Annotated in this window: 15 protein-coding genes; 7 read left to right on the top strand and 8 right to left on the bottom strand. The window is 52.0% G+C overall.

Going from position 1 to position 18,541, the window contains the following annotated elements; translation table 11 throughout:
* Nucleotides 1-103: 103 nt before the first annotated feature.
* Nucleotides 104-1,150, top strand: coding sequence for an AAA family ATPase (locus GJJ30_RS06660; RefSeq protein ID WP_154174358.1), 1,047 nt, complete (start codon nucleotides 104-106; stop codon nucleotides 1,148-1,150).
* 9 nt (nucleotides 1,151-1,159) lie between these two features.
* Nucleotides 1,160-1,645, top strand: coding sequence for a 2-amino-4-hydroxy-6-hydroxymethyldihydropteridine diphosphokinase (folK, locus tag GJJ30_RS06655; protein WP_154174357.1), 486 nt, complete (start codon nucleotides 1,160-1,162; stop codon nucleotides 1,643-1,645).
* A 24-nt stretch (nucleotides 1,646-1,669) separates the two neighbouring features.
* Here folK and GJJ30_RS06650 read toward each other — a convergent pair whose 3' ends face one another.
* From GJJ30_RS06650 to purH, 4 genes are all read right to left on the bottom strand, one after another.
* The gene (locus tag GJJ30_RS06650; protein WP_154174356.1) at nucleotides 1,670-2,197 is read right to left on the bottom strand and encodes an SRPBCC family protein; all 528 of its coding nucleotides are present in this window, start codon (nucleotides 2,195-2,197) and stop codon (nucleotides 1,670-1,672) included.
* 101 nt (nucleotides 2,198-2,298) lie between these two features.
* Nucleotides 2,299-2,586: an Asp-tRNA(Asn)/Glu-tRNA(Gln) amidotransferase subunit GatC gene (gene gatC, locus GJJ30_RS06645; protein WP_154174355.1), complete on the bottom strand. Its 288-nt coding sequence runs from the start codon at nucleotides 2,584-2,586 to the stop codon at nucleotides 2,299-2,301.
* Between the two features lie 8 nt (nucleotides 2,587-2,594).
* Complete coding sequence (locus GJJ30_RS06640) at nucleotides 2,595-3,329, bottom strand: lysophospholipid acyltransferase family protein (RefSeq protein ID WP_154174354.1); 735 nt, start codon at nucleotides 3,327-3,329, stop codon at nucleotides 2,595-2,597.
* Nucleotide 3,330: 1 nt separating this feature from the next.
* Nucleotides 3,331-4,845, bottom strand: coding sequence for a bifunctional phosphoribosylaminoimidazolecarboxamide formyltransferase/IMP cyclohydrolase (purH, locus tag GJJ30_RS06635; protein ID WP_154174353.1), 1,515 nt, complete (start codon nucleotides 4,843-4,845; stop codon nucleotides 3,331-3,333).
* A 146-nt stretch (nucleotides 4,846-4,991) separates the two neighbouring features.
* Here purH and GJJ30_RS06630 point away from each other — a divergent pair, with 146 nt between their 5' ends.
* Together GJJ30_RS06630 and GJJ30_RS06625 are read left to right on the top strand one after the other, a co-directional pair.
* The gene (locus GJJ30_RS06630) at nucleotides 4,992-6,389 is read left to right on the top strand and encodes a cytochrome P450 (RefSeq protein ID WP_154174352.1); all 1,398 of its coding nucleotides are present in this window, start codon (nucleotides 4,992-4,994) and stop codon (nucleotides 6,387-6,389) included.
* Between the two features lie 58 nt (nucleotides 6,390-6,447).
* The gene (locus GJJ30_RS06625) at nucleotides 6,448-7,446 is read left to right on the top strand and encodes a pyruvate dehydrogenase complex E1 component subunit beta (protein WP_310588207.1); all 999 of its coding nucleotides are present in this window, start codon (nucleotides 6,448-6,450) and stop codon (nucleotides 7,444-7,446) included.
* 63 nt (nucleotides 7,447-7,509) lie between these two features.
* On the opposite strand, the gene GJJ30_RS06620 is transcribed toward GJJ30_RS06625, so the two are convergent.
* Nucleotides 7,510-9,042, bottom strand: coding sequence for a SusD/RagB family nutrient-binding outer membrane lipoprotein (locus GJJ30_RS06620; protein WP_154174350.1), 1,533 nt, complete (start codon nucleotides 9,040-9,042; stop codon nucleotides 7,510-7,512).
* 40 nt (nucleotides 9,043-9,082) lie between these two features.
* On the bottom strand, nucleotides 9,083-12,262 hold the full coding sequence (locus tag GJJ30_RS06615; protein ID WP_154174349.1) for a SusC/RagA family TonB-linked outer membrane protein: 3,180 nt from the start codon (nucleotides 12,260-12,262) through the stop codon (nucleotides 9,083-9,085).
* A 402-nt stretch (nucleotides 12,263-12,664) separates the two neighbouring features.
* Here GJJ30_RS06615 and GJJ30_RS06610 point away from each other — a divergent pair, with 402 nt between their 5' ends.
* The gene (locus GJJ30_RS06610; RefSeq protein WP_154174348.1) at nucleotides 12,665-13,816 is read left to right on the top strand and encodes a sigma-54-dependent transcriptional regulator; all 1,152 of its coding nucleotides are present in this window, start codon (nucleotides 12,665-12,667) and stop codon (nucleotides 13,814-13,816) included.
* On the opposite strand, the gene GJJ30_RS06605 is transcribed toward GJJ30_RS06610, so the two are convergent.
* Entirely contained in the window at nucleotides 13,813-14,931 is a 1,119-nt protein-coding gene (locus tag GJJ30_RS06605; RefSeq protein WP_154174347.1) for a LuxE/PaaK family acyltransferase, read from the bottom strand. The genes GJJ30_RS06610 and GJJ30_RS06605 overlap by 4 nt on opposite strands.
* A gap of 47 nt (nucleotides 14,932-14,978) precedes the next feature.
* Between GJJ30_RS06605 and GJJ30_RS06600 the strand changes: the two genes are divergently transcribed.
* Complete coding sequence (locus tag GJJ30_RS06600) at nucleotides 14,979-15,503, top strand: hypothetical protein (RefSeq protein ID WP_154174346.1); 525 nt, start codon at nucleotides 14,979-14,981, stop codon at nucleotides 15,501-15,503.
* 30 nt (nucleotides 15,504-15,533) lie between these two features.
* Here GJJ30_RS06600 and GJJ30_RS06595 read toward each other — a convergent pair whose 3' ends face one another.
* Nucleotides 15,534-16,772 carry a sensor histidine kinase gene (locus GJJ30_RS06595; RefSeq protein WP_154174345.1) on the bottom strand — a complete coding sequence of 413 codons (1,239 nt, stop codon included), beginning with the start codon at nucleotides 16,770-16,772 and terminating at the stop codon, nucleotides 15,534-15,536.
* A 324-nt stretch (nucleotides 16,773-17,096) separates the two neighbouring features.
* On the opposite strand from GJJ30_RS06595, the gene hemA reads away from it, so the two are divergent.
* Nucleotides 17,097-18,410 carry a glutamyl-tRNA reductase gene (gene hemA, locus GJJ30_RS06590; RefSeq protein WP_154174344.1) on the top strand — a complete coding sequence of 438 codons (1,314 nt, stop codon included), beginning with the start codon at nucleotides 17,097-17,099 and terminating at the stop codon, nucleotides 18,408-18,410.
* The last annotated feature ends 131 nt before the right edge of the window (nucleotides 18,411-18,541 follow it).

Genomic DNA, 18,541 nt, shown 5'->3' with positions numbered 1-18,541 from the left:
GAACTGCCAAAGCCCTGTCAGGTTTTGAAAACCTGACAGGGCTCAGTTAATAAATCGTACCGGTTTTTTTGTTCGTTTGCGGGCATTCACCGATTTTTACGGAATGTCTTGGAAACTGCCAGCCGACCTCTTTAAATTTTCGCCCGACGACGACGATTTTCCCAACGTTTATTATTTTGTTCAACAGTTTGGCGTCTTCCCGAATCAGCTCATCTGCCGCCATCAGTTTGAATTAACCCTACCTGATTTCCTGCTCAACCAGCAATTTGTCAAGGTTCACGAGCGCACGGAATTGTTTACCAAACAGGAGGAACACTCGTTCTGGTCGCATCCGGCGGGCGTTCTGCTCCGGCTGCATTATTTGCCCGCCATGAAGGCGTATTCGCTGGTGGGCGGGTATGCCAGTCGTGAAATTCTCGAGCGGGTTTTAGCGGGGCTAGATGCCTATAAAATTCCGGACCCGGATAATTCGCTGGGCAAGGTCGGACTCATTACGCAACAGTATAACGAGCTGGTGGTGGAAGAAACCCAGTTGAAGTTACTGCCCCTTGAGCTGGAAAAACATTACAACGACGATCTGCTGCCGGTCTACGACAAATTGATTAACCGCCTGAATACCAACGGCGAAAAAGGCTTGATCATTCTGCACGGCAAACCGGGAACGGGCAAAACCAATCTCATTCGTCACCTGACCACGCAGCTTTCCAAGCAGGTGCTGGTGTTGCCGCCCCAGTTGGTGGAAGTGATGACGCAGCCCGGTTTTATTCCGTTTCTGCTCGAACAGCGCAACTCGATTCTGGTCATTGAAGAAGCCGAGCAGGTGTTGATGGATCGCGAAACCGACGTTCGAAATGCCGCCGTTTCGAACCTGCTAAACCTGACCGACGGTTTGCTGGCCGACTGCCTGGCCATCCAGATTATCTGCACATTCAATACCGACATCAAACGACTCGACCCGGCTTTGCTCCGGAAAGGTCGGCTGATCGCACGCTACGAATTTGGCGAACTGGCCGTCGAGAAAGCCAATCGCCTGCTCGACGAACGCCAACTCGAATTCCGCACGGAAAAACCGATGACGCTGGCCGACATTTATCACCTGGAGGAAGAGGTTCATTTTGCCAAAAAAGAAAACCGCACGATTGGTTTCTAATCCATGACGATGCACACGGTTTATCTGCTGCTGGGGGCCAATCTGGGCGATCGGGAAGCTACGCTGCAACGCGCACTCGAAGCGATTCAGGTCGATCTGGGACCGGTTTTACAGCAGTCAGCGCTCTACGAAACCGCAGCCTGGGGTGTGACGGATCAACCGGCATTTCTGAATCAGGTGTTGAAAGTGCTGAGCGTTTTTCCGGCGGAAGAAATGCTGGAAAAAACGCAGGCCATCGAAAACCGCCTGGGCCGCGTTCGGCGCGAAAAATGGGGCAGCCGCGTGATCGACATTGACCTGCTTTACGTCGATGAAACCGTCCTGAACAGCGAAACGCTGACGGTTCCACATCCGTTTCTCCACGAACGGCGGTTTACGCTGGTTCCGCTGGCGGAAATTGCGCCGGAGTTCGTGCATCCGGTTTTTCACAAAACCAACCGCCAATTATTGGCCGAATGCCCGGATCTGGGCGCGGTGAGGAAGCTGGCTCCTTAAGCGGTTTTTGCGATGGGATTTGTGTTATTTTTCGGCCAGTGTTTTCAATTTAATTAAGCCTTTGTCAAACTCTTTGCCGAGCATTCCGTCCATGAAAAGCGACATGACATTCATCGGATAAACCTGTTCGCCCGTCATTTTCCAGGTTACTTTTGTCGCATCTCCTTCATCGGCCAATACGAAATAAACCTGCCCGACCGACGCAAACGGTTTTTCAAAACGCACTTCGTTGTGCACCATTTCGCCCGGGGCAATCTCCTTGATTTCCTGCTCACCCTTACCAATGTCATCGTTGCCGTCCCAGGCATAGGTTGAACCCACCGCGCCATCGGTACCGGCGTAGGTCACTTTGGCCTGCGGATCGTAGTCAAGCCAGGGCGACCATTTTTCCTGATTGCGGAGTGTGCTGACCAGCGGGAAGACTTCGGTGCGGGGTTTGTTGATGACCACCGAACGTTCGACGGCGTACTCTTTGGAGATGACGAGGCCAAGGCCTAAGACGATCAGTATCAGTGCCATCAGGACGATACCGACGATTTTCAGGATTTTCATAGTTGCCAAAAAGGAAGGTGAGTTTCGGTACCTAATGTAAGCATTAGTCCGTAGGAAAAGACGATCTCCGACCTAAATTTTCGGCAACGGTTTTGGCGGTTTTACTCGATAACTTTGGGTACCTGAAAATACGCATCGGTTTTTTCCGGCGCGTTTTCCAGCGCCTGATCGCGCGGGAGCTGATGCCCGACAACGTCCTCGCGCAGCGCGTTGAGTTCCGCCGAAATGTGGGTCAGCGGCTCCACGCCGGTGGTATCGATTTCGTTGAGCTGCTCCATCCACGTCAGCACTTCGTTCAGGCTCTCAATCAGCGGCTGTTCCTCCTCGGGCCGCACTTCCAGCCGGGCGAGGTGCGCTATTTTATGTAAGGTTTCGTGATCGACTTTCATAGGCTCAATTAATTCATGGCAACGCGGCTCGGCTGGTTCATCAGCGTTTCGTCGATGGTCCGGTACGTTTCGTCTTTCAGCCGTTCGATGTCGGCCTGTGTCAGTCCCTTTGTTTCGATGGGCGGATGTACCACCGCCCGAATGGGGCGCCAGTACATCCGAAGTTTCTTCTTGTCCGGAAAAATCTGGTAATTATTCAGCAGCGAAATCGGCACAATCGGCACCTGTTGCTGAACTGCCATCGTAAAAGCGCCATCTTTGAACGGATGGAACATTTTGGGCGGCTGTTTGGCCTTGATGCCGCCCTCCGGGAAAATCATGATGCTCCGTCCGCCTTTCAACGTCCGGATTCCTTTCGAGAGCGAGTAGGCCCGGCTATTGGCCTGGCTCCGGTCCACCTGAATGTGCAGTTTGGCAAACATATACCCGAACAACGGCGCGCGTTTCACTTCGCTCTTGCCCACAAAGGCGTAATAATTCCGGATAATGACGCCCATCACGGCGATATCGAGATACGAAAAGTGGTTCGCGCAAAAGACGTACGTCTGCTTCGGATCGGGCCGAAACCGGTAGTCGACCCGAATCGGCATGCCAATGATCCAGAAAAATAACCGGCCCCAGACGTAGTTGACCTTGTGCGCGTAGGGTTTCCATTCTTCCCGTTGCAGAAAAATGAACATAAAGGGAAACAGCACAATGAAAAGTGCCAGAAACCAGAAACCGCACCAGATTGTGTAGAGCATATTAATGTTTGAAATGCCGGACGCCGGTGGTCACCATAGCCATCCCGCGCTGGTTACACGCGTCGATACTGTCTTTGTCGCGGATGGAACCGCCGGGTTGCACCACTGCCGAAATGCCCGCTTCGCCCGCGATTTCCACGCAGTCGGAGAACGGGAAAAACGCATCCGACGCCATCACTGCGCCTTTCAGATCGAAGCCGAACGTCCGGGCTTTTTCAATGGCCTGCTTCAGCGCATCGACGCGGCTGGTCTGCCCGACACCACTCGCCAGCAACTGACCGTCGTTCGCCAGCACAATCGTGTTCGATTTGGTGTGTTTGCAGATCTTGAGCGCAAATTCCAACGCCCGTAATTCGCCTTCGGTGGGCGCTTTTTCCGTAACGGTTTTGAATTGTTCGACGGTTTCGACCTGATTGTCTTTATCCTGTTCCAGCACCCCGTTCAGCAGTGTTTTGAACATTTTCGGGCTGAATTCGACCGGTTTGCGTCTCAGCAGGATCCGGTTTTTCTTCGAGCTGAGTAAGCTCAGCGCATCTTCATCAAAATCCGGCGCAATCAGGATTTCCATGAACAATTTATTGAGTTCTTCGGCGGTTGACAGATCGACCGTTGCGTTGGTAATAATCACCCCGCCAAAGGCCGAAACCGGGTCGCAGGCCAGCGCGTTCAGGTATGCGTCCTTCGCCGTGGGGGCCGTGGCCACTCCGCAGGCATTCGTGTGTTTGATGATGGCAAATGTCGTATCCGTAAACTCGTCGATCAGGCTGACGCAGGCGTCGACATCGACCAGGTTGTTGTAGGATAATTCTTTGCCGTTTAACTGATCGAACAGGGCGTTGAGGTCGCCGTAGAAAGTCGCCTGCTGGTGCGGATTTTCGCCGTACCGCAGCGATTGGGCCGGAAGCTGGCGGAAATCATCGCTCGCAACCGATCCCGCAAAATAATTATGAATGGCCGTGTCGTAGGACGACGTCATGGCGAAGGCTTCTTTGGCAAACCGCCGACGGTCTTCCAGATCCGTAGCGCCTTCTTTTTCCGTCAACAAATTCACCACATCGGCATATTGGCCGCGCGATGAAACGATCAGGACGTCTTCGTAATTTTTGGCAGCCGCCCGGATGAGCGAAATACCGCCAATGTCAATCTTCTCGATAATGTCTTCGTCGGAAGCGCCCGAAGCGACGGTTTCTTCAAACGGATACAGATCAACGACGACCAGGTCGATCGGGTTGATGTCGTGGCGGCTGGCCTGGGCCACGTCTTCGGCCAGATTCCGGCGGTAGAGAATTCCGCCAAAAACCACCGGATGCAGCGTTTTAACGCGCCCCCCAAAAATGGACGGATAACCGGTTATGTCTTCCACGGCCGTCACCGGAATGCCCAGTTGCTCGATAAACGTCTGGGTTCCACCCGTTGAATACAACAAAACACCGTTCTGGTGCAGGAGACGAACCAGCGGCTCCAGCCCGTCTTTGTAAAAAACTGAAATAAGCGCAGATTGAATGGTCTTCGACATAGTGATTAAAACCTGTAAGGTCTTAAAGACCTTGCAGGTTTGGCAGATTAGATGAATTGCCTGCAAAGATAACCGAAAGGTTCAGAACGGAGAGTTTTGATTGGGAATCAGTTTGTAACTTTATAAAATTCTTTCCAATATGAGGTATGGTTACGGATGAAAAACCCACGAAACCCATTCCGAAACTGAAAGGGCTTCCTTTCCTCGGAAGCACGCTCGATTTCGCCCGCGACCCGCTGGCGTTTCTGACCGGATTGCAGAAAAACTACGACCGGCTGGTGCAGTTCGACGCCGTGGGTCGGTTGATCACACTGACATTGACGCCCGAAGACGCCAAACACATTCTTCAGGAAAATAACAGGAATTACGTCAAAAGCGCAGCTTACGACGTCCTGAAGATGTTTTTGGGTAATGGGTTGCTCAACAGCGAAGGCGATTTCTGGCGACGCCAGCGCCGACTGGCCCAACCGGCTTTTCATAAACAACGACTGGCCTTGCTCGTAGAGGGCATGAACCGCGAAACCGCCGGATTAATGGCCAACTGGAAAAACCGGGACCTGAGCGAACCGCTGCTGATTTCGGAAGAAATGATGCAACTGGCGCTGGCCGTCGTGACGCGCTCGCTGTTCAGTTCGGACGTGAAAAACCACCTGGAGAACGTTTCGGAGGCCATCACGATCATTATTCAAACCGCTTACAAGGAGATTTTTAATTTCTTCCCGGCAACGCGGAACTGGCCCACGCCCCGCACCATCCGCTACCGCCGGGCGGTTCGGAAAACGGAGGCAATCATTTATGAAATCATCGAACAGCGTCGGCGCGAACCGGCCGAAACCCGGCACGACGATTTGCTGGGCATGCTGATGGAAACCCGCGACGACGAAACCGGTGAGCAGATGACTAATCAGCAACTGCGCGACGAGGTGACGACCATTTTTATGGCGGGCCACGAAACCACCGCCAACGCGCTGTCGTGGGCGTTTTACCTGCTGGCCAATCATCCAAATGTTACCGAAAAACTTAGGGAAGAAATAAACCGGGTGCTGGGGCCGACCGATCTGCCGACGATGGAGACGCTGCGCGAACTGACGTATACAACCCAGGTGATTCAGGAAACGATGCGGCTGTATCCGCCCGCGTGGATTTTTGGTCGCCAGCCGCTGCATTCCGACCAGTTTGGTGACTACCGCGTCGAGGTTCCGAAAGCCGATGGCATGCTGATTTGCCCGTATCTGCTCCACCGCGACCCGCGTTACTGGGAAAAACCGGAAGCGTTCGATCCCGAACATTTTCTGCCTGAGCGGGTTAAAAACCGGCCGACGTACGCGTACCTGCCGTTTGGGGGCGGGCCAAGGCTGTGTATCGGCAATAATTTTGCGATGATGGAAATGCAGATCGTGCTGACGCTCCTGATCCGGGAATTTGATTTTCGGCCCGCCGATTCGAAAACCGTGGAACCGGAACCGGGCATTACGCTGCGTCCGAAAGGCGGTTTACGGTTGCGGGTTCAGGCGCGTCGGAAGGCCGGATCGCCCGTGTCGTGAGATCGAATTGTACTTTTAGCCTGTTTTGCCTATTTTTGACCGTTTTTATAAGCAGACAATAACTAACTCACACACGATGAGAGAAATACAATTCCGCGAGGCCCTACGCGAAGCCATGGTTGAAGAAATGCGCCGGGACGAGAAGGTCTTTCTGATGGGCGAAGAAGTGGCTGAATATAATGGAGCGTACAAAGTCAGTCAGGGTATGCTCGACGAGTTTGGCCCGGAGCGGGTGATCGATACGCCCATTGCCGAATTGGGTTTTGGGGGTATTGGCGTTGGCGCAGCCATGAACGGTTTGCGGCCCATCGTCGAATTCATGACGTTTAACTTTTCGCTGGTGGCCATTGACCAGATTATCAACGGTTCGGCCAAAATTATGTCGATGTCGGGCGGGCAATATTCCAACCCGATTGTGTTTCGGGGGCCAACGGGAAACGCCGGGATGCTGTCGTCGCAACACTCGCAAAACTTCGAAAACTGGTTTGCCAACACATCCGGTCTGAAAGTGGTCGTTCCATCGAACCCGTATGATGCCAAAGGTTTGCTGAAATCAGCGATCCGCGACGACGATCCGGTTATTTTCATGGAATCGGAATTGATGTACGGCGACAAAGGCCAGGTTCCGGAAGAAGAATACCTGATTCCGATTGGCAAAGCCGATATCAAGCGCGAAGGCAACGATGTAACGATTGTGTCATTCGGTAAATTCATGAAAGTGGCGCTGCAAGCCGCTGATGAACTGGCCCAGAAAGGCATTTCGGCGGAGGTGATCGACCTGCGTTCGGTTCGTCCAATCGATTACGCGACGATCATCAATTCCGTGAAGAAAACCAACCGCTGTGTAGTGGTCGAGGAAGCCTGGCCGCTGGCCGCTATTTCGTCGGAACTGACGTACAACATTCAGCGCAACGCGTTCGATTACCTGGATGCGCCGGTGATTCGGGTCAACAGCCTGGATTTGCCGCTGCCCTACGCCCCGACGCTGATTGAGGTTATTCTGCCGAACGTAAAACGGACCCTGCAGGCTGTAGATGCGGTGATGTACAAAAAATAAGTTCAGATTTATTAAGGCATAAAAAAACCGGGAGCTTCCTCCCGGTTTTTTTATTGAATTGAGTTACTGTTTGTCCCACCAGACGCGGGTATCCTGATTGTCAGGCCCTTGTCGACTGAGTGCTTCTGCCTGGTTGGCCTTATTGACCGACAGTTCAGAATCCGGGTAAGTAATCCGGTTGATAAAATTCCCCTTGATTTCTTTGCCGGGATACGGGTTCGGCGTCAGTTTCGGAAAACCGCTCCGCCGGAAATTGGCGAAAACCTCCGGGCCATTCAGCAGCGACGCTACCCAGTACTGCGTATTGATCATTTCCAGCCCGTTGGCGGCCACATAGGGATTTTTCTGCAGATAAGCCGTGATTGCGGCCGCCGGAACCGCCGACGCTGCGTCGACATCGCCCAATTGCTGCATATGAGCCGTTACCCCCGCTGCGTAATAGTCGGCCGCACTCCCCGTGATCCAGCCCCGTTGTACGGCTTCGGCCAGGAGCAGATTCGTCTGAGCCGCCGTCACCATAAACGTTGGCGCATCCAGTTTCGCCAGACGCGTCCGATCCAGTTGGGAATAATCGTAGAAGCTCGCCAATTTATCCGCAGTGGCCTGCGCCGGGATGGTGCCATTGTCGAAGCCCATCGGCATTCCGATCTGAACGGCCGGATCGCGGTTGGCTTTGGCGGCCGTTTGCTCGGCTCCACTTTTGGCCCCCACATACCGGACCGCAATCGACGCCAGCCGGGGATCGGCATTCGTTGTGAGATAGTTTACAAAATACCGGGTCAGATATAAGTTAGCCGCTTCCGTCGAGTTCAGCATCGTTCCGACCGGGTTCTGGAAATTGGCGTTGTTGCGAACCATTCCGTTGTCAGCATTCGTGGTAATCACCCCGCCCGCGACAGCTTTCACCACCGTAGCCTGCGCCAGCGTTGGATTTACTTTGGTCAGCCGCATACCGGCCCGTAACAGAATCGAGTAGCCAAATTTCTTCCATTTCGCGATGTTACCGCCGTAGATGATATCTCCGGCTTCGGTCGGTTTAGCGGCATCCAGAGCCGCCGATGCTTCCGTCAACTCCTTGATGATGTCATCGTAAATGCTCTGCTGGGTGTCGTATTTGGGCGTCACATTGGCGGCCAGAAAACCCTGACCGGCTTCTTTATACGGAATGTCGCCGTAAGTGTCGGTCAACACCATAAACGCATACGCTTTCCAGATCCGGGCCATGTGGTACAGGTTCGTGCGGTTGGGATCATCTTTCGTCTTGGCCACCACATCCACCAGGTACCGGATGGCATCCCGGTAATATCGCTGCCAGATTCCCGTGTTGGGGCCGGTGGGCCCCCGGTTGTCGACGTTAAAGTTTCCGCCCGCCAGTACCCCGGAGTTCGGCGAAAACACCTGTTGCACAATCGGATGCTCAAATACCATCGTCGAACCGGGGAAGGTGGTATTGATCATGGCGTTATTGAACGTAAAAAGCGGATTCAGGGAGGTTGCTGCCGTGGGGTTGATGTTAATCTCGTCGAACCCTTTTTCGCAACTGCTGACACCGATCAATAGGGCAATCAGCGGAATATATAAGAGAATCTTTTTCATGAATTTCAATTTATGGTATACCGTAAACCGCCTACGGTTTTTAGAATCGAACATTGAGGTTGAAACCAATACTGCGCGTCGTGGGCAAGCCCGTCGATTCCAGACCAACCAGGTTGTCGGAACTAAATCCGAATTGTTCAGGATCGATATTGGGTACCCATTTCTTCAGAATGGCGACGTTGTTAGCCACCGCGTTCAGCCGAATGCCTTTGATAAACAGATTGCCCGGGAGCATTTTTGTAAAATCGTAACCAATCGAGATCTGACGCAGTTTCCAGAAACCGGCATCGTAAACCACCTGCTCACCCAGACTCTTGGAGCGTCCGACCGAGTAGTAATCCTGCACGAACGCCCGGACGGTGTTGACTTCGCCTTTTTCATTCACGCCCACGCCCACCATTTTGTTATCGGCTTCTCCCCGACCCACCAGCGTTTCTTTCTGTAAGCCGTGGCGGAACGCATTGAGGTTCGTACCCGAAATCATCTTGCCACCCAGTTTAAAGTCGATCAGGAACGATACATTGATGCCTTTGTAGGTGAACGAGTTGGTAATACCGCCCATGTATTTCGGCAACGCTGATCCGAAAGCAACGGGTGCCGGCGTCCGGATCGGCAGGCCATCGCCCCCGTAAACCGTCCGTCCCTGCGCATCTCGTACGTACCCGAAGGTGTATAACTGGGCCAGCGGCTGCCCAACCACATGACGGAGGTCTCCAACGTAAATCCCGTTCCCGACCACAATCTGTTCGCCGGCAACGTCGGTCAGCAACCGGAGCAGTTTGGTCTGGTTATACGAACCGTTCAGGGTAATGTCCCAGGAGAAGTCTTTCGTGCGGAAAGGCGATACTTTGATCAGGGCTTCAAGGCCCCGGTTGCGACTTTGTCCACTGTTAATCAGGGTATTGGTATAACCGGATGCATCGGACGACTGGGCCGCCACAATCTGGTCGCTGGTTATCTTATTGTAGAACGCCAGATCCAGCCCCACCCGGTTATTGAACATTTTCAACTCCAGACCCACTTCGGCTTCCGCCGTGCGGCTGGGTTTCAGGGTCGCACTGGGAACGGTATTCGACGTGATGTTACCAACCGGCTGGCCCAGACCCGCCGGGTTCGGGAACAGGTTCGCACCGACACTGTAGAACAGGTTGTTGGAATACGGCGCTACGTCGCCATCGCTACCGACTTCGGCGTAGGCACCCCGCAGTTTACCAAAATTCAGCCAGGTCGGCAGGTTATCGAAAGCCTGGGAGAAAACAAAGCTACCCGTAATGGACGGATACAACACGCTGCGGTTGCCCGGCGCCAGGGTCGAGAACCAGTCGTTCCGGGCCGTCACGTTCAGGTAGAGGAAGTTGTTGAACGAAAATTCGGCGGCTCCATACAGCGAGTTCACTTTCCGTTCGCTCAAGCCGTAGGTCGGATCTTTCACGCGGCCGTTTTGCGGGATATAAAGCCCGCGCACGATGAAATCCGTTACCAGTACACTGTTCAGGTCGCTCCGGCGATACAACTGGTTTCCACCCGCAGTTACGTCGATTCCGAATTTGCCAAACGTGCGGTTCACCCCAATCAGGAAATCGGTGTTGAGCTCGCGAAAACGGCGGGCTTCCTGCACGTAGTTCCCGTTGACAAAACCGGCCGGAGCCGCTGCCAGCGAAGCCTGACCCGTCGGGAAGTTATAATCCTGGTCACGCGCCCAGAAGTCCTGCCCTACCCGGCCTTGCAGATACAGCCAATCCGTAAAATTGTAGCGGGCCGTCAGGTTGCCAAACAGCCGGTCGCGCCGGATGTTTTCAAATTTCTGGGTCATGACGAAGTACGGATTCGTCCGGTTCTGAAACCGTGACCACAGAAACTCGTTGCCGGTGGCCGGATTGATCTGGTTGGCTTCCAGCACATCGAGCGGCATCGAGTTCGCCAGAGTGTAAATAACCGTCGGCGTACTGTTGTCCTGCTGCGCAATCTGGGGCGGATTTTTATTGTACTCGTTGGAGTAGTTGAGGGTTCCCGTCACCGTCAGTTTGGACGAAAGGTTGTAGCTAAAGCCGAGGTTGATGGTTTTCCGGTTGAAGCTGTTATTCGGCGTAATGCCTTTGTTATCCGTGTTGGAAACCGACAGGTTAAAACCGCCCCTGTCGCTTCCCGACGACATCGATACGGAGTTGGTCCAGGTCGAGCCGGTGCGGTAAAACCCTTTAATCCGGTTGCGAACCGGCTGGTACGGAACCGTAATTCCGCCAAAAAGGACCTGCGTCATACCCGGCTGAAACTTCTCACCGAAACTCCATACGCCCGACGTTGGGTTGGGAGCCGTAGGCCGAACACCGTATTCGCCCTGACCGTATTCGTACTGGTAATCCGTAAAGTCCAGCGGGGAATCGGTCGTAAAATTGGTGTTGTACACCACGCCAATTCCCTGGCCGCTGCCTTTGGTTTTGGTCGTAATCATGATGACACCGTCTTTCGCCCGCGAGCCGTAAAGAGCCGCTGCTGTTCCTCCTTTCAAAACCGTCATCCCTTCGATATCGTCCGGGTTGATGGACGAAAGACCGTCACCGCCGTCGGAATAATTGGAGCCCCGGTTTCCAATCGAACCGTCGCTCCCCGTGTTCCCGTTGTTCTGACCAAAGTTGGTGTTATCAATCGGCACGCCATTGACCACAATCAGCGGGTTGTTTTGTCCGGAAAAAGAGGATTGACCCCGAATCCGGATTTTACTCGTTCCGGCCGCGCCCGTCCCCAGACTGGTAATGTTCACCCCGGCGATCTTGCCCTGTAGTGCATTCACAAAATTGACGGTCCGGTTGGTCGTGATTTGTTCGGAGCTGACGTTGGCCGTTGCGTAGCCCAGCCGTTTGGCTTCTTTTTTGATCCCGAGTGCGGTTACAACCACTTCGTTCAGGCTCTGCGAACCTTCATCCAGCGTGACGTTCAGGACGGTTTGGTTGCCAATGGGCACTTCCCGGCCCTGAAAACCGATGGAGCTAAAAATCAGGACGGCGTTGGCCGGAGCGTTGATACTGAATTTACCATTCGCATCGGTGTTGGTTCCCAGCGTGGTGTTTTTGATCAGAACAGAAGCCCCGGCAATGGGTATTTGATCTTTACCCGAAAGGACAGTTCCAGTAACCTTTCGGTCTTGTGCCTGAGCCCCCACAGCCAGAAAAGCGACAAGCCACACGGCCAGGAAACTACGTAGAAAAGTAGAATACTGCATAAAGAGATGGATTAAAAAATAAAGATGGTAAAAGAGTAAAATGGTAAAAGAGTAAGATATTATTGAATATACCCGGAATCACTCCCAAATTATCAACTTTCCTAAGATGCACTAACTTTTAGGATATTACAAGGCAATTTTTATATATTTTTCACTAAACCATTCATTTTGTGATTTTATTCATTCTTATAGTATAATTTTTTTGCTGGCTCCTATAGGCATTTTTTACCGTAAAACCCCTTCCGAAATACATTTATATGAAAGTTTGTCTAATTCATTTAAAAAAAAAGACATAACCTTGCTTATTGAAATGTCTTTCTATTACTTTCCATTAAAATTCAGGTTTATATGAGTTGTTTTCCGGACATGTAACCGGAATTATTGATTAAGTAACACTGGTTTATGGCGAGATTAATCATCATTGATGATGAAAAAAGTATCCGGGATGCGCTTCGCGATATTCTGGAATATGAAGGCTATGAAGTTGATGAAGCCAAGGATGGTGAAGAAGGGCTGGAACTGATCAAACAGTACAGCTATGATGTAGCGCTTTGTGACATCAAAATGCCCAAGATGGACGGCCTGGAGCTGCTTCTGAAAGCGGCCGAGGTCGGTCGGGGAACCCAGTTCATCATGATTTCGGCCTACGGAAATGTTGAAAATGCCGTAGAAGCCACCAAACGGGGCGCCTTTGACTTTATTATCAAACCGCCCGACCTGAACCGGCTGCTGGTTACGGTTCGCAACGCCATCGAAAAGGCAAAGCTGGTGATGGAAACCAAAACCCTGAAACGGCGGATCTACAAGCTCAACGAGATCGTAGGCGATTCCGACCCGATCCGTCGGGTGAAGGATACGATCGATCGTGTTGCCCCCACCGAAGCCCGCGTTCTGATTACAGGCGCCAACGGGTCGGGAAAAGAGATGGTTGCCAAACAGATCCACGAAAAAGGAAGCCGGGCCGCCATGCCGCTGATCGAAGTCAACTGTGCCGCTATTCCGAGCGAATTAATTGAAAGTGAGTTGTTTGGCCACGAAAAGGGGGCCTTTACGGGTGCCGCAGCCCGGCGATCCGGCAAGTTTGAACAAGCCGATGGCGGTACGCTGTTTCTGGACGAAATCGGCGACATGAGTTTGTCGGCTCAGGCCAAGGTATTGCGGGCTTTGCAGGAAAGTAAAATTACCCGCGTGGGCGGTGACAAAGAGATAAAAATCAACGTCCGGGTCATTGCGGCAACCAACAAAGACCTGCGCAAAGAGATTCAGGAAGGTACCTTCCGGGAAGATTTGTTCCACCGGCTGAGCGTAATCCGCATCCACGTACCACCGCTGGCCGACCGGCGCGAAGACATTCCGCTGCTGGCGGAAAAGTTTCTCCACGACATTGCGGAGGAATACGGGGCGCAATCCAAAGAAATTACGCCGGATGCGATGAACTATCTCCAGTCGTTGCCCTGGACCGGTAATGTCCGCGAACTCCGGAACGTGGTCGAACGATTGGTTATTCTTTGTGGGGACGAAATAAATCGGAATGATGTAGAATTGTACGCTTAAAGCACCATTAGGTTACATCCTCGAATATCTGAGTTATCAAACCGCCCGATGACCCGAAAGGCATCGGGCGTACCTTTTTCGTATTGCCCCAAATCCTGCGTTTCAATGAAGCTACAGGAATCCAGATTGGCCAGATCGATGACGTTGATGCCCCCCGTCAACCGCACCGGCCGCTCCGAAAAGGCGGTTTTATCGGGAAGTGGATACATGTAGAACGGGTCATTCACATCGCGGAGCCGAATGCGGAGCGTAGGTGAGGTCTGGAAAATCCCCGCGCCGGTTGAGTAAGCCTGGGAAAGCAATTCGGTCATCCCATATTCCGAATGAATGGCGGCAACACCCAGGCGGTTAATCAGCAACTCGTGCACTTCTTCGCGGAGCAATTCCTGCCGCCGTCCTTTCATCCCACCGGTTTCCATGACGATCAGTTCCGGCAGTTGCTTCAGAAACGAAAAGTCGGTATCGGACTCGGCCCAGTCGAGCAGCGCAAACGTAACGCCGATCAGGAGCACCTTGCGATCGGGTTCGGGATGGGCCGCCAGCCGTTGCAGCGTGGCCGTCAGATCGTCGGTATTGTGCAGGAAAAAACCGGACAAATCGGAGCCCGATTTTTCAATAAACCGCTGAACCATATACACCAACGACGAGTTATTTCGTTCAAGGTAAGACGGTAACAAGGCCAGAACGTGGAAACGGTCGAGTGGTCCGTAAATCTGCTCAAAGATTTGCTGACTGATGACATCGTACCAGGCCGGGTCCGGAACGAAATGGCGGCTGGTGACAGCCCCGGTCGTACCACTACTTTCGAAGGTTAACAATCGATCCGTAAGCGGTTTTTCAGTTTCGGACGAATGCGTCAGAATCGGGTGCTGCTTGAAAAAACCGATCGGCAGAAACGGAATTTGATCGATGGTTCGTATCTTTTCAGGCTCAACCTTCAGGTGCCGCAGGTATTCCCGATAAATGGGATTGAAATGGGCCTGATACCGGAAAACATCCAGCGCGATCGCATCAAACGCGAAGCGGTTTTCTGATTGTAACCGGACAATACGGTTCCGGAGGTCATTGCGAATGATTGAAGGCGACAAATGGATTGAAAAAATGGGCTTATTCATGAACGTAAGCCGAATAAATACCTTAGTAACGATAGTCTGTTAACACAATGTCTACGCGATTTATTCAGCAAGGGTTGTTTTTTTTCGGGATTTCAGCCCTGGTGATTGGGTGTATTGAGCCCCCGGATTTTAATAATACGCCCGCCATCAGTTCACCCACGGTTACGTCGTATCCGGCTTTCGACGATTTTTCCCAGATTCCCAAGGATTCGGTCGTCATTTCGGTGCGGTTTCAGGACGGCGACGGTGACCTGGGTTTGTCGGTGGAGGAACGGACAAAAGACTCGGCAAGCTATCGCCAATGGGGAAACTACGAGTTGAAGACCTACAAATTTGTTAACGGTAAATTCGAGTTTGTGGACCTGGTGGTTTTGAATAAACTGTTTTTTCCGCGACTGAAAACTGACAACAAGAATAGTCCGCTGGAGGGAAAGCTGGACTTTTCCCAAAGCTTTCTGCGTTCACGCAACACCAAGATGGTTCCCGTCAAATTTGCGGTTCGCATCCGCGACCGGAAACTGAACGTCAGCAACGTGGTGGAAACCGATACCATTTCAATACCACTGAACTAATCGTTGTAAAAAGTGCCTCATCCGCGCGGATCAGGCACTTTTTACGGTTTTATTCTCTTCCAGAACCGGTTCTTCGCTTACGACCGTATCCCGCAGCAAAATCCGGAATGTGGTTCCCTTACCCACTTCGGAGCTTTTGACAAAAAGCCGCCCGTCGTGGTATTCTTCAATAATCCGCTTCGCCAGCGTCAGTCCCAGGCCCCAACCCCGTTTTTTCGTACTGTAACCCGGATTAAACACCTGCTGTAAATTCGCTTTTCCGATGCCTTTGCCCGTATCGGTGATGTCGATGGCGATCTCATTACGCGGCAGCGGCAGGATTCGGATGGTGAGTTTCCCCACCCCTTTCATGGCGTCAACGGCATTCTTGCAGATATTCTCAATCACCCACTCAAACAATAATTTATTGATCATCACCTGTTTGCCTTCCGGAATGAGACTTTCAACCCGCATGCTTACTTTGGTAGAAATCCGCTTTTCCAGGTAAGAAACAAAAAGCTGAACGGTTTCGGCCAGGTCTTCATTCTTCAGGGTCGGAATGGAACCGATGCTGGAAAACCGGGTGGCAATGGTTTCCAGGCGGTTTACATCTTTCTCGATTTCGTCAGCAATGGACTGATCAATAGCGGGATCGGAGCGGAAATAGTCGACCCAGGCCATCAGCGACGACAGCGGTGTGCCCAACTGGTGAGCGGTCTCCTTCGCCAAACCGACCCAAACCCGGTTTTGCTCCGCCCGACGCGCCGAACTGAACGCCAGATACGCCAGAAAACCGAGGGTAAACATCACCGCCAGCTGGACGTACGGAAAAAACCGCAGTTGCAGCAGAATGGAAGAATTGTGGTAATACACGTAGCCCTGCCTTTTGCCATCTTTCTCGACGACAATCGGCTGGTGTTCCTTTTTCATTTCGGCCAGTTCCAGTTCTTCCACCCGCCGGATTTCTTCATCCGGCGTGCCCTTCGGAAACTCAATATTGCTGAAAACGATTTTGTTGTTCTGATCAACGACAATCGCCGGAACCTGGTGCTTTTTGTTGGCAAAAATAATTTCGTCGGTCATGAAGGTCATGTCGTCGTTGACATTGACTTCATACACATTAAACAGGGCCTTCGCGTACAATTTCACACTGCTTTCCTCACGCGCTTCCAGCTTTTCAACCAACCGATTGGTATACAGCAACGAAGCCGTACCCACCAGCAACAGATTTAGCGCAACGACAATCTTCAGCGTGTTCCGCTGACCATATATATCCAGTGATTTTAACATAGACTCCGGTTTGAAGCAACCCAACGGCGGTTTTTCGCGTATCTCCTGAAAATTATCACGTTACGGGCTGAGAATCCTCATCCCGGCACGACCGTTTGCGGTGGTAACTTCGCATCTAATTTACGTCATAACGCTCGATTTCCGCAATTCAATGTCCTAATATCCCGTCTCAACGGAATATTATTGTAAATAGGATATTAAGAAGAGAACTTTGCAATAGTTTATAGCGGTTCTAAATAAGTATCCGATAAACTGAATCTGTGCCAACAGTGTTTTCTGTAAGAGAATTGTATCGTAATTTTGGGCATATTTTGATTAGTAACAATGCACGAGTTCTTTAAATCAATTAGCCTTTCACATAAAACCGCTCCCCTGGCGGTTCGTGAGTTAATTGCATTAAACGAAGACGAATCCAGGCAATTCCTGATCAAGCTCCGGGAGTTTTTCGGCGCGTCGGAATCGCTGGTTATCTCGACCTGCAACCGGACGGAGGTTTATTATTCGTCTCCGCAGAATCTGAACCGGGAAATTGCCCGTTTGTTGCTCGCCGAAAAAGGAATTACTTCCACGGAAGATTACCTTCCCTATTTTCACTTTTTTGATACCCAGGCCGATTCCGTCCGGCATCTCTTCGAAGTCTGTACCGGTTTGCACTCCCAGGTGGTGGGCGACATGCAGATTCCGAATCAGGTGAAACAGGCCTACCAGTGGTCGGCCGACCTCGATATGGCGGGGCCTTTTCTGCACCGCCTGATGCACACCATTTTCTTCACCAACAAACGCGTTGCCCAGGAAACCAGTTTCCGCGACGGAGCCGCTTCGGTTTCGTATGCCGCCGTTGAATTGATCGAAGAACTGGTTGGCTCCAGCGGTTGTCCGTATATGGCGGCAGCCGGTGCATCCAGTCCGTCGGTGTTGGTGATTGGTTTGGGAGAAATTGGGGCGGATATCTGCGAAAACCTGGCCGCCCGCAAGCTAAACCGGATCACGCTCTGCAACCGCACCCGCTCGAAAGCCGATGCGCTGGCGGAAAAACACGGATTCCGGGTGGCGGATTTTGCCAATCTGACGGAAGAGATCGCCAAAGCAGATGTGATTATCTCGTCGGTACTGGTTGAAAAACCGCTCATTACCGCCGACCTGTTATCGGGCCTGAACTCCCTGACGTTCAAGTATTTCTTTGATTTGTCGGTTCCCCGGAGCGTCGATGTCAACGTCGAGCAGGTTCCGGGCTTACTCCTCTATAACATCGACCACATCCGGACGCGCGCCGACGAAGCGCTGAGCCGCCGGATGGCGTCCATTCCGCAGGTTGAAGCGATCATCGATCAATCCATCGACGATTTTAACGACTGGTCGCGGGAGATGATCGTGTCGCCCACGATCAATAAATTTAAAAATGCGCTGGAGCAGATTCGGAAAGAAGAAATTGCCCGCCATTTGAAAAACATGACTGCCGAAGAATCCGAAAAAGTGGAAAAAATCACGCGCAGCATCATGCAGAAAATTATGAAAGCACCGGTTTTGCAACTTAAAGCTGCCTGTAAACGCGGAGAAGCCGATACGCTGATCGACGTGCTGACGGATTTGTTTGATCTGGAAAAACAGCCAACCGACGCATCCCAGAATTTTCACTAACCTATGATGAATAGTTTGCCAGAGTCCCAGACTAAGCAATTGGTTTGGGATTTTTCGTTTATAGGGTATGGTTTTCAGTTTACGGTTTTGGGTGGGTGTAGCAAGCGGTGTATTGAAGCGTGAGCCCCCGA

The organism is Larkinella terrae (genome assembly GCF_009668025.1).
Lineage (GTDB): Bacteria > Bacteroidota > Bacteroidia > Cytophagales > Spirosomataceae > Larkinella > Larkinella terrae.
This window is presented reverse-complemented; position numbering and strand designations above follow the sequence as displayed.